Source organism: Microbacterium deferens, from assembly GCF_045517775.1.
GTDB lineage: Bacteria > Actinomycetota > Actinomycetes > Actinomycetales > Microbacteriaceae > Microbacterium.
Genome location: NZ_JBEUWT010000001.1, coordinates 1,683,188 through 1,694,042 on the forward strand (window position 1 = coordinate 1,683,188; position 10,855 = coordinate 1,694,042).

At 70.2% G+C, this 10,855-nt stretch carries 10 protein-coding genes and 1 pseudogene; 6 read left to right on the plus strand and 5 right to left on the minus strand.

The window, feature by feature from the left end; all coding sequences use genetic code 11:
* Nucleotides 1-114 precede the first annotated feature (114 nt).
* Nucleotides 115-699: an NADPH-dependent FMN reductase gene (locus tag ABTU82_RS07950; RefSeq protein ID WP_407172775.1), complete on the minus strand. Its 585-nt coding sequence runs from the start codon at nucleotides 697-699 to the stop codon at nucleotides 115-117.
* 143 nt (nucleotides 700-842) lie between these two features.
* On the opposite strand from ABTU82_RS07950, the gene ABTU82_RS07955 reads away from it, so the two are divergent.
* From ABTU82_RS07955 to ABTU82_RS07970, 4 genes are all read left to right on the plus strand, one after another.
* A complete protein-coding gene (locus ABTU82_RS07955; protein ID WP_116649044.1) occupies nucleotides 843-2,099 on the plus strand; it encodes a sensor histidine kinase in 1,257 nt (418 codons plus the stop codon).
* A complete protein-coding gene (locus ABTU82_RS07960; protein ID WP_116649045.1) occupies nucleotides 2,092-2,760 on the plus strand; it encodes a response regulator in 669 nt (222 codons plus the stop codon). Before ABTU82_RS07955 ends, ABTU82_RS07960 begins: the two co-directional genes overlap by 8 nt.
* 118 nt (nucleotides 2,761-2,878) lie before the next feature.
* Complete coding sequence (locus tag ABTU82_RS07965; protein WP_407172778.1) at nucleotides 2,879-3,760, plus strand: ABC transporter ATP-binding protein; 882 nt, start codon at nucleotides 2,879-2,881, stop codon at nucleotides 3,758-3,760.
* The gene (locus tag ABTU82_RS07970; RefSeq protein ID WP_407172780.1) at nucleotides 3,757-4,881 is read left to right on the plus strand and encodes an ABC transporter permease; all 1,125 of its coding nucleotides are present in this window, start codon (nucleotides 3,757-3,759) and stop codon (nucleotides 4,879-4,881) included. The genes ABTU82_RS07965 and ABTU82_RS07970 overlap by 4 nt, the downstream gene beginning before the upstream one ends.
* Before the next feature lies 1 nt (nucleotide 4,882).
* On the opposite strand, the gene ABTU82_RS07975 is transcribed toward ABTU82_RS07970, so the two are convergent.
* Nucleotides 4,883-6,646 carry a glycoside hydrolase family 15 protein gene (locus tag ABTU82_RS07975; protein ID WP_407172782.1) on the minus strand — a complete coding sequence of 588 codons (1,764 nt, stop codon included), beginning with the start codon at nucleotides 6,644-6,646 and terminating at the stop codon, nucleotides 4,883-4,885.
* 67 nt (nucleotides 6,647-6,713) lie between these two features.
* Here ABTU82_RS07975 and ABTU82_RS07980 point away from each other — a divergent pair, with 67 nt between their 5' ends.
* On the plus strand, nucleotides 6,714-8,078 hold the full coding sequence (locus ABTU82_RS07980; RefSeq protein WP_407172784.1) for a glucose-6-phosphate dehydrogenase: 1,365 nt from the start codon (nucleotides 6,714-6,716) through the stop codon (nucleotides 8,076-8,078).
* A 141-nt stretch (nucleotides 8,079-8,219) separates the two neighbouring features.
* Here ABTU82_RS07980 and ABTU82_RS07985 read toward each other — a convergent pair whose 3' ends face one another.
* Nucleotides 8,220-8,597 (minus strand): VOC family protein, encoded by a 378-nt coding sequence (locus tag ABTU82_RS07985; protein ID WP_407172786.1) that lies wholly within the window; start codon nucleotides 8,595-8,597, stop codon nucleotides 8,220-8,222.
* A gap of 40 nt (nucleotides 8,598-8,637) precedes the next feature.
* Nucleotides 8,638-9,417 carry an alpha/beta fold hydrolase gene (locus tag ABTU82_RS07990; RefSeq protein WP_407172787.1) on the minus strand — a complete coding sequence of 260 codons (780 nt, stop codon included), beginning with the start codon at nucleotides 9,415-9,417 and terminating at the stop codon, nucleotides 8,638-8,640.
* Nucleotides 9,418-9,517: 100 nt separating this feature from the next.
* Between ABTU82_RS07990 and ABTU82_RS07995 the strand changes: the two genes are divergently transcribed.
* A complete protein-coding gene (locus tag ABTU82_RS07995) occupies nucleotides 9,518-10,201 on the plus strand; it encodes a hypothetical protein (protein ID WP_407172789.1) in 684 nt (227 codons plus the stop codon).
* A 77-nt stretch (nucleotides 10,202-10,278) separates the two neighbouring features.
* On the opposite strand, the pseudogene ABTU82_RS08000 reads toward ABTU82_RS07995, so the two are convergent.
* A pseudogene (locus ABTU82_RS08000) lies at nucleotides 10,279-10,855 on the minus strand (hypothetical protein); the annotation flags it as partial.

Sequence of the window (10,855 nt, forward strand, 5' to 3'; positions counted from 1 at the left end):
CCCGCGCCCGCACCCACGCGGCCTGCACCCGTGCCGCCCGCACCCGCACGGGCCGCCGAACGCCAGACGCCCCCGGTCACGAAGACCGGGGGCGTCTGGAGCGACCGATGGTGCTCAGGCGGCCTTCGACTCCGAAGCGTCGTCGGCGGGCGCGTAGCGACCGATCAGGTCGACGAAAGCCTCGAGGTAGGAGCGGAGGAACGCCGCGGTTCCTTCGTTCGTGATCGCGCCGTCGTCTTCGAACAGGCCGGGGGTCGACTGGATGAAGCCCTCGGGCTGGCCGAGCACGGGGGCGTTGTAGTGGCTGAGGATCGTCTTGAGGTGCTGCTGCGCGACGGCCGTCGAGATCGGGCCCTGCGACGTGCCCATGACCGCGGTCGGCTTGCCGTCGAAGGAGGCTTCACCGTAGGGACGAGCCGACCAGTCGAGGGCGTTCTTGAGCACCCCGGGAATCGACCGGCTGTATTCGGGGGTGAGGATGATCACGCCGTCGACGTCGGCGATCGACTGCTTGAAGTCGCGGGCGACCTGCGGGAAGTCTGCGTCGAAGTCGGGCGAGTAGAACGGCAGGTCAGCGATCGGGATCTCGACGAGCTTCACGCCGTCGGGAACGACGCGCTCCAGCGCCTTCGAGAGACGCCGATTGATCGAGGTGCTCGAGATGCTGCCGACGATGTAGCCGATCGTGTAGTCAGTCACGGGGATCCTTTCGGTTGCGCGGCCGGGAACGGCCCGTACCCTCGAGCGAACGCGGCCTCCGATGGGTGTATTCCTGTGAATCGAGTGCACGCTCCCCCTTCCGGCGGATGCTGCGGGGCACGCCCGTCTCGTAACGTGAGGGGATGATCCCCACCCCCGCGCAGCGTCGCGCCGACGTCGTGCTGGCGGTCGTCGTTCTCGTCGGCGCACTGATCAGCGCTGTCCTCTCGGCGATCGCCGGGATGTACGGAGACCGACAGGCGGCGATGCCCCTCTCCGTCGCCTACGCCTTCGTGCTCGCCGTTCCCCTCGCCTTCCGCCGACGCTGGCCGTCGATCGTCGCCATCGTCGTCTCCGTCGCCTACTTCGTCGCGGTGACGATCCAGATCCCCGAGCTCTATGCCGGCAACGTGGCGATGTTCATCGCGCTCTACACGGTGGGTGCCTGGTCGACGAACAGGCGTCGCGCGACCATCGTGCGGATCGCGATCATCGCGGGCATGTTCCTCTGGCTGACGATCGTCATGCTCATCGACGCCACAGGCCCCGTGCCCACCGAGACCGAGGAGGTGTTCTCGCGCGCGGGGGCGTTCTCGCCGTACATCGCCTACACGTTGCTGACGTTCCTCCTCAACGCCCTCTACTTCGGCGGGGCCTACTACTTCGGCGAGCGCTCGCACCAGCAGATGCGCGAGCGCGCCGCCCTCGAGGAGCGCACCGCCGAGCTCGAGCGGGAGCGCGAGGTCACCGCGGCACAGGCCGTCGCCCTCGATCGGGTTCGGATCGCCCGCGAGCTGCACGACGTGGTCGCCCATCACGTCTCGCTCATGGGCGTACAGGCGGGTGCCGCGCGCTCGGTCATGCCGAAAGACCCCGACCACGCCCGCGAGATCCTCGAGGGCGTCGAGTCGTCGGCTCGCCAGTCGCTGACGGAACTCCGGCAGCTGCTCGCCACGCTGCGGACGCCCGACGGCAGCGACCCCGAACCCGACACCGCTCCGACCACCCGCGACCTCGACGCGGTGAGCGACCTCGTCGAGGCGACGAGGTCGGCGGGCATGCCGACCACGTTCCACATCGTCGGCGAGGAACGCGAGGTGCCCGGTCTCGTGCAAGTCAACCTCTACCGCATCGCCCAGGAGGCCCTGACGAACGCCCGCCGACACGGCGGACCGCACGCCACGGCCGAGGTGCGACTGCGCTACACCGACGAGTCGGTCGAGCTCGAGGTATCGAACACCGGACGCGTGGGCTCCGGCGCACCGGGCCTCGGACAGCTGGGCATGCGCGAGCGGGCGGGAGCGTCGGGCGGAACGATCGAGATCGGCCCCCGCTCACGCGGCGGATACCTCGTGCGCACCCGCGTACCCCTGACGACGAAGGCGTCCGCCCGTGTCTGACATACGCGTCCTGCTCGTCGACGACCACGCGATGATGCGCGCGGGCTTCCGCACGATCCTGTCGCTCCAGGACGACATCGACGTCGTCGGAGAAGCGGCCAACGGCGCGGAGGCGGTGTCCGCCGCATCCGCCCTCCACCCCGACGTCATCTGCATGGACGTGCAGATGCCCGGCATGGACGGCCTGGAGGCTACGCGACGGATCGTCTCGGACCCTTCGGTCGAGGCCGCCGTGCTCATCGTCACCACCTTCGATCGCGACGATTACCTCTTCCAGGCGCTCTCGGCCGGAGCAAGCGGATTCCTGCTGAAGAACGCGGGCCCGGAGGAACTGGTCTCGGCGGTTCGCGTGGTCGCCGGCGGCGACGCGCTGCTCGCACCCGAGGTGACCCGGCGCGTCATCGCCCGCTTCGCAGGACCCGACGCCGAGCCCGCGATCGCCGCCGCACCGACCCCGCACCCGGCGATCGCGACCCTCACCGAGCGGGAGACCGAGGTGCTGCGCCTGATGGCCGAGGCGCTCAGCAACGCCGAGATCGCCAGCCGCCTCTACATCGGCGATGCGACGGTCAAGACGCACGTATCCAACGTGCTGCAGAAGCTCGGCGCGCGCGATCGCGTGCAGGCGGTCGTGATCGCGCACCGACACGGCCTCGCCTGAGCGCCCCTCCCCCGCCAGGGGGAGAAGTCCAACCCTCCCGGGGGCGGATGCTGCGCGGCACCCGCCTGCGTAACGTCGTTCTCGGGCACCCGCCACGGGTGCCGGAGGAGGAGGAGCCGTGCTCGAGCTGACCGGCATCACCAAGAGCTACGGCGGTCGCCGTGTGCTCGACGACGTGACGTTCGACGTCACCCAGGGACGCCTGACGGGCTTCGTCGGCGGGAACGGCGCCGGCAAGACTACGACGATGCGCATCGCGCTGGGCGTGCTCGCGAAAGACGGCGGCCATGTCGCCCTCGACGGTTCGCCCGTCACCGCCGCCGACCGTCGCCGATTCGGCTACATGCCCGAAGAGCGCGGGCTGTACCCGAAGATGCGCGTCGGCGAGCACATCGCCTACCTCGCTCGGCTGCACGGCTACGGCAAAGCCGAAGCGACCACGGCCGCCGAGTCGCTGCTCGACCGTCTGGGCCTGTCGGAGCGCCTCCGCGACAACGTGGAGACCCTCTCCCTCGGCAACCAGCAGCGCGCCCAGATCGCCGCGGCCCTCGTGCACGACCCCGAGGTGCTCATCCTCGACGAGCCGTTCTCGGGCCTCGACCCGCTCGCCGTCGACGTCGTCGCGGGGGTTCTGCAGGAGCGCGCGGCCGCGGGCACCGCTGTGCTGTTCTCCTCGCACCAGCTCGATGTGGTCGAGCGCCTCTGCGACGACCTCGTCATCATCGCCGACGGCACCGTGCGCGCCGCCGGCGCTCGCGACGCGCTCCGCGCCGAGCACGCCGGGCACCGGTTCGAGCTCGTCTCCGCGGGCGACGCCGGGTGGATCCGCGACGAACCCGGGGTTACCGTCGTCGACTTCGACGGCGGCTACGCCCTCTTCGACGCCGCCGAGCACGACGCCCAGCGGGTACTGCGCCGCGCGGTCGAGCGCGGCGACGTCGCCAGCTTCGCTCCGCAGCATCCGACCCTCGCCCAGATCTTCAAGGAGGTCATCCAGTGAGCACCTCCGCCCCCGCGAACACCCGTCGATCCACGCCGGGCGAGCTCCAGAGCGTCTGGCTCGTCGCCGAACGCGAGATCGGCTCGAAACTCCGCAGCAAGTCGTTCATCATCTCGTCGGCCTTCCTGCTGATCATCGCCCTCGCCGCGGTCATCTGGGGAGGCATCGCCGCGAACAACGCCGGCGACGACCGCATCGCGATCGCCGTGACGAGTCAGACGCAGCCCGACGTCAGCGGCATCGAGGGGTTCGATGTGACCGTCGCCGACGATGCGGATGCGGCGACCGCCCTCGTGCAGGACGGCACCGTCGAGGCGGCCCTCGTGCCCGATGCCGCGGGCGGCGCCTTCTCGTACAAGGTCATCGCCGACGACAGCTCCCCGAGCAACGTGCTGGGCCTGCTCGCCCAGACCCCGTCGGTCGAGTTGCTGAACCCGGCCGACGCGGTCGACGGCGCCCTCCGCTATCTCGTGGCCATCGGCTTCGGCATCGTCTTCTTCATGGCGGCGACGACCTTCGGCGCGACGATCTCGCAGAGCGTCGTCGAGGAGAAGCAGACGCGCGTCGTGGAGATTCTCATCTCGGCCATCCCGGTGCGCTCGCTCCTGGCGGGGAAGGTGATCGGCAACACGGTGCTCGCGATGGGTCAGATCGTGGGCCTGGCGGCGATCTCGATCGTCGGACTGTCGGTCACCGGTCAATCCGAGCTGCTGAGCGGGCTCGGCGCGCCGCTGGTGTGGTTCGCGGTCTTCTTCCTCTTCGGATTCGTGCTGCTCGCGGCCCTGTTCGCGGCCGCCGGAGCGATGGTCTCGCGACAGGAGGACATCGGCGCGACGACCACCCCGCTCATGCTGCTCGTGATGGCGCCGTACTTCCTCGTCATCTTCTTCAACGACAACCCCGTGGTGCTCACGGTCATGTCGTACGTGCCGTTCTCGGCGCCGGTCGGCATGCCGCTGCGCCTCTACCTCGGCGACGCGCAGTGGTGGGAACCGCTGCTGTCGCTGGTCATCCTGCTCGCCACGTGCGCCGCGGCGATCTGGGTCGGTGCGCGCATCTACCAGAACACCCTCCTGCGGATGGGTGCCCGGGTGAAGCTCACCGAGGCGCTGCGCAGCTGACTCAGCCGCGCAGGGCGTCGGCCGCGCCGACGAGCGCGAGATGCGAGAGGGCCTGCGGGGTGTTGCCGAGCTGGCGACGCCCCGCAGGGTCGTACTCCTCCGACAGCAGCCCGAGATCGTTCGCCGCCGCGCACACCCGCGCCATCAGCTCGCCGCCGTCGTCGCGACGCCCCGACGCGGCGTACTGCTGCACGAGCCAGAACGAGCACGCGAGGAACGCGCTCTCGTCGCCGGACAGACCGTCGACTCCCGACGAAGTGCGGTAGCGGCGCACGAACCCGTCGGGCATCAGCGTCTCCTCGATGCGCTCCACCGTGCGCAGCATCCGCGGGTCGTCGGCGGCGCAGAAGTCCACGAGCGGAAGCTGCAGCAGCGACGCATCGACCTCGGTCGTCGCGTCGTGCTGCACGAAGTAGCCGCCCTCGCCCACACCGGTGGCGTCGATCGCCGACCGCAGCCGATCGCGCAGGGCACGCCAGTCCTCCACCTCGCCGTCGAGACCGTGCTGCTCCACGGCGCGCACGCCTCGATCGAATGCGGCCCACATCATGACGCGGGAGTGCGTGAACATCCTCGGTTCGCCGCGGATCTCCCAGATCCCCTGATCCGGCTCGTCCACCGTCTGCGCCGCCTGCGCGAGAAGCGCCCGCTGCAGGGCCCACGAGAACGGCGTCTCGGTCAGCCCAGCCTGGCGCGCAGCATCCAACGCCACCATCACCTCGCCGATGACGTCGGCCTGCCACTGGTCGACGGCGCCGTTGCCGATGCGCACCGGGGAGGCCCCCTCGTAGCCGGGGAAGTTCGGCAGTTCGCGCTCGGGGAGGTCGCGCTCCCCGGCGATGCCGTACATGATCTGGATGTCGGCGGGGTCGCCGGCGATCGCGCGCAGCAGCCATTCACGCCACCGAGCGGCGGCGGCGAGGTAGCCGTGGGCGATGTAGGCCTGCAGTGTGAGAGCGGCGTCGCGCAGCCAGACGTACCGGTAGTCCCAGTTGCGCGGGCCGCCCGCCTGCTCGGGCAGCGAGGTCGTCGCCGCGGCCACGATCCCGCCGGTGTCGCGGTGTGTCAGCGCCCGCAGCACGAGGAGCGAGCGGATCACGAGGTCGTGGTGCGGGCCGTCGTGCGACAGGGTGCTGGCCCAGTCGGTCCACCACTCGCGGGTGCGCTCCCACGCGCCCTCCACGTCGACGGGCTCGGGAACGTCGTCGTACGACGGCGCCCAGCTGAGGGTGCTGTCGACCGAGTGGTCGGCGTACACCGAGAACGTCGCGCTGTGCGCCTGGTCGTGGGCGGTGTGCAACGGACCGCGCACGACCACGGCCGCGGGTCCGGCGATCGCGAGAAGCGCCGGGTCGTCGGGCGAACCGATCTGCCGCACCCAGGGAAGGGCGCGCGCGTAGTCGAAGCGCAGCCGCAGCACGCTCTCGAACTCCACCTCGCCACGGACACCGATGACCCGCCGCACGAGGTCGTGGCGCGCATCGTCGTAGGCGAGGAACTCGTAGACCTCGGCGATCCCGGCCCGCGTGGTCCAGCGGGTCACCAGGATGAACGTGTCGTCGTCGTAGCGGCGCTCAGCGGTGGCCGCCGGGTCGGTCGGGCGCAGGCTCCACGACCCGTGCGCGTCGTCGCCCAGCAGGCCGCCGAAGATCGAGGGTGAGTCGTAGCGGGGCAGGCACAGCCAGTCGATACTGCCGGTCGCAGAGACCAGGGCCGCCGTGCGGCAGTCGCTCAGCAGGGCGTAGTCCTCGATAGGTGCGGGCACGGCATGATTCTGTCAACTTCGGAGCGCGACCGGACCGGAGCGCCCGGCGAGTCCTAGGGTGGGCCTCATGACCGCCGACACCACCCTCATCATCCTCGGCGCCTCGGGCGACCTGACCTCGCGACTGCTGCTCCCCGCGCTCGGTCAACTGCTCGTGCGCGAGCCCTATCGGTCGGTGCGCCTGCACGGCGCGGGCATGGACGACTGGACCGACGAGCACTGGCGCGAGGTCGTCGAGAAGGCATTCGAGACGACCGAGGCGACGGGCGCGTTCGCCGCGGTGTCGGCCACCACCTACTCGAAGGCAGACATCACGAAGCCCGACGACCTGCAGGCGTTGCTGAACGCCGCCGAGGGGCGTCCCGCTCTGTACTTCGCGGTTCCCCCGGCCGTCGCCGAGCAGGCCTGCACGGCGCTCGAAGCGGTCGAGATCCCGGAGGGCACGATCCTCGCCCTCGAGAAACCATTCGGCACCGACGAGGCCAGCGCCCACGAGCTCAACGAGGTGCTCGCCAAGCTCGTTCCGGAGCGCCAGGTGTTCCGCGTCGATCACTTCCTCGGGCGCTCGACGGTGCTCAACTTCCTCGGCGTACGGTTCGCGAATCGTCTCATCGAGCCGGTCTGGTCGGCCGACGACATCGCGTCGATCGTCATCCAGTACGACGAATCGCTGGGCCTCGAGGGTCGCGCCGGCTACTACGACCGTGCCGGCGCGCTCATCGACATGATCCAGAGCCACCTGCTGCAGGTGATGGCGTTCGTGACCATGGAGCCGCCGTCGTCTCTCGACGAGATCGATCTGCGCGACGCGACCGCGGCGATCCTCCGCGCCACGCACGTCCTCGGCGACGACCCGGTCGCATCGTCTCGACGCGCGCGCTACACCGCCGGCACGGTCGACGGGCGCGAGTACCCCTCGTACGTCGACGAGAAGGGTGTCGACCCCTCGCGCGAGACGGAGACCCTCGCCGAGATGACGGTGGAGATCCGCACCGCGCGCTGGCAGGGCGTTCCGATCACGCTGCGCTCGGGCAAGGCTCTCGCCGACAAGGATGCCGAGGTGATCGTCACCTTCCAACCCGTGCGCCACATGCCGCAGGGGTTCACGGGCGAAACCGCCCCCACCGAACTGCGCTTCTCGCTCAGCCCCGACACGATGTCACTGGGCCTCAACGTCAACGGCGGCGCCGATCCGCTGGTGCTCGAACGCGTCTCGCTGCAGGCCGACCTCGGCGAGGGCGGCCGCGTCGCCTACGCCGAGGTGCTCTCGGGCATCCTCGATGGCGACGCGATGCTCTCGGTGCGGGGAGATGCCGCCGAACAGTGCTGGCGCATCGTGCAGCCCGTGCTCGACGCGTGGCGCGCGGGCACGGTGCCGCTCGACGAATACCCCGCGGGCTCCATCGCCCCGGAGGGCTGGCCGACGCTCTGACCCGGCGCCGCGCCCGCTCCCCCGGCGCCGTCTCCTCCCCGGCATCCGCTCCCCCGCCGCATCCGCTCCCCCGTCACGGATGGCTGATTGAACCCGCCAGATGCGACAGGGGAACCGGCACGGAGCGCGGGCGACGGCGAGTCACATTTCGAGCACGGAGAGCACGTTGCCGGCGGGATCGCGGAACCACGCGATCGTCGGACCCCGGCCGCGCTGGATGCCCTTCGCGTCGGTCTTCAGCTCGTCGTCACCGTAGATCTTCGTCGTCACCCCGCGCGCGTTCAGGTCGTCGACGGCCGCCTCGACGTCGTCGGTCGGGAAGTTGAGGATCGTGAAGCTCGCGGGCTCATGGTTCGGCTTCGAATAGACGAACACCGAGGCGCCCGACGCGAGTTTCAGGCTGAAGAAGCCCATCTCGTCGTCCAGGGTCTCGAGTCCGAGGGTGTCGCGGTAGAACGAGCGCGCGGTGTCGATGTCGTCGACGGAGAACCCGCTGAAAGCCCTGTCTGTGGTGAACATGTCGCCTCCTCGATCGGATGGATGCTGCGCAGCCGCAGCCTCACGCGTGCAAGTGCGCGGTGACGACCCGCACGGTGGCCTCGGGGTCGAGCCGGTGCTGCACCGACTCGGGGACCTCGACGAACACCGCACCGGACACCTCCTCGGCGAGGCGTTCGGACGCCGCGTGGAGAAAGGGAAAGGTATCCCTTCCGGTCAGCACGACCACGGGCACGTCGACCTCGCGCATCGCCGCCGTGGGGGTCGAGACCTGACGGGTGAGGGTGGCGTCGTACACCGTCGACTGCGCGAGCGCGACGAGGCCGTCGAACATCGGGCTCGACCGCATCTGCTCGACCATCGCCGGGGGCAGACCAATGCCCTCGATCTGGAACATCGTGACCGCGTCGGCCGGGCGCCCCTGGTCGATCGCGCGCTGCAGGCGCTCGGGAAGATCCGACGGCGGCTCGTCCTCTCCGAAATGGAACGGCGGTTCGGACAGGAAGAGGGTTCCGGTCGGCACCCCCAGCGAAGACGCGAACAGCGCGAGCGCGGCGCCCGATGAATGTCCGAGGACGGCCGCCGCGCCGCCCACGCCCGCGATCACCGCGGCGAGGTCGTCGGCCTCGCGCTCGGGTGCGAACGGGCGGGTGTCGCCGCTGCCGGCGCGGGCTCGGCGGTCGTAGACGACCGCGGCGAACCCCGCGCGCACGAGCGCGTCGGCGACCCCGGAGGCATCCGCCGCCGTGGAGAACGCGCCGTTGACGATGACCACGGGCGGGCCGTCGCCGGTCGTCTCCACGTGGATCGGCGTTCCGTCCGCAGACTCGACGAAAGACATGAGCTGATCGAATCAACCCGTGCGCGCCCGGTCAAGGGGTGATGGCGCAGCATCCACCGGTCTCTTGCCGGACCCCGGTCGGACGGTCACACTCGAGAGCATGCAGTTCGCCGGAGTGCTTCCCGAAGACGCCCCCGACCCGCGGCTCGATCAGGCCGAGCGGGCGAAGGAGTTGCCCGTACCCGCGCGGGGCTTCGTTCCGCAGCGATCGCTCGAAGACGACGACAGTCTCGCGCTCACGGTGCAACAGCAGGGCGAGACGATGGTCGCGATGTCGGTGAGCGTGGGCTATCTGCTGTGGCGCAATCCCGATGATCGGTCGGATCCGGTGAACCTCGCCGACCTCGACGACCACACGCGGCGCTCCCTCGATACGGTTCCGCCGTGGCCACGGCCCGCGTGGTTAATCGAGCAGGTCGAGCGCATGCGCTACCCGCGTCTGTCGGAGGCCGTGCGCACCTCGTGGCACGCCGAGAGCTCCGAGCGGACGACGCCCGAAGCGCTGCTGGTGGACCACGCGCGACACATCCTGATGAACCACTTCCGGGAACGGGCGGGCATCGACCTGCACGAATGGGACTCGCCGGCGTTCCCGGGGGCATCGGCCGTGCGAGATGGCGTGAGCGTCCGCGTCGAGGGGAGCGACCTCCCGGGCATCGAGATCGACACCGATCCCTTCGTCTACGCCGTCGGAGCGGCGCTCCCCGACGGCGGAGTGCTCACCGCAGTCGTTCCCCGCGACGAACTCGCCCTCATCGATCTGGAGTTCGACGTCCGGCGCTGAGCGCCACCGGAGCGAGCCGACACGAAGAAGCCCCCACCACCGCGAGGTGATGGGGGCTTCTTTCACACGGTCCGAGGTCAGCTGACCCGGCGTGCGCGTGCGCGGATCGCCATGAAGACCGCACCGGCGCCGGCGAGCATGGCTCCGCCGATGGCCAGTCCGGCGATCCCGGTCGAGTCGTAGCCCGTCGCCGCGAGGCTGTCGGACGCACCGGCGTTAGCGGCCGGCAGGCCGGGGATGGGCGTCGCGGTCGGGCTGGCCGTCGACGTGGGCTCCGGGCTGGCCGTCGACGTCGGCTCCGGGTTCGGAACGACCGACGCGGGGAGCGAGAACGAGACCGAGATCTCGCCGTTGCCGGAGAAGCCGGTGGTCTGGAAAGCGGTGATCGTCTGAGCGACCGACGCGTCGTCCGCGTAGGTGCCGGTCGTCGACCAGACACCGTTGGAGACGACGGCCGAACCGGTGCCCGGGATGCGGTCACCGTTCTCGTCGAGAACGTTCACGAACGAGCCGTTCTCGCCGGTTCCGGTGAACGTGATCGTGCGGGAGTCGACGGTCTCGCCGGGCTTCGGGCTCGTCACCGAGAAGACACCCTCGACCGCGGGGAGCGAGAACGAGACCGAGATCTCGCCGTTGCCGGAGAAGCCGGTGGTC

What these genes read in the sequence shown, in the direction of transcription:
- ABTU82_RS07955 (WP_116649044.1), top strand. Translation starts at nt 843, where the DNA reads ATGATCCCCACCCCCGCGCAGCGTCGCGCCGACGTCGTGCTGGCGGTC.
- ABTU82_RS07985 (WP_407172786.1), bottom strand. Translation starts at nt 8,597, where the DNA reads ATGTTCACCACAGACAGGGCTTTCAGCGGGTTCTCCGTCGACGACATC.
- ABTU82_RS07990 (WP_407172787.1), bottom strand. Translation starts at nt 9,417, where the DNA reads ATGTCTTTCGTCGAGTCTGCGGACGGAACGCCGATCCACGTGGAGACG.
- ABTU82_RS07995 (WP_407172789.1), top strand. Translation starts at nt 9,518, where the DNA reads ATGCAGTTCGCCGGAGTGCTTCCCGAAGACGCCCCCGACCCGCGGCTC.
- ABTU82_RS07980 (WP_407172784.1), top strand. Translation starts at nt 6,714, where the DNA reads ATGACCGCCGACACCACCCTCATCATCCTCGGCGCCTCGGGCGACCTG.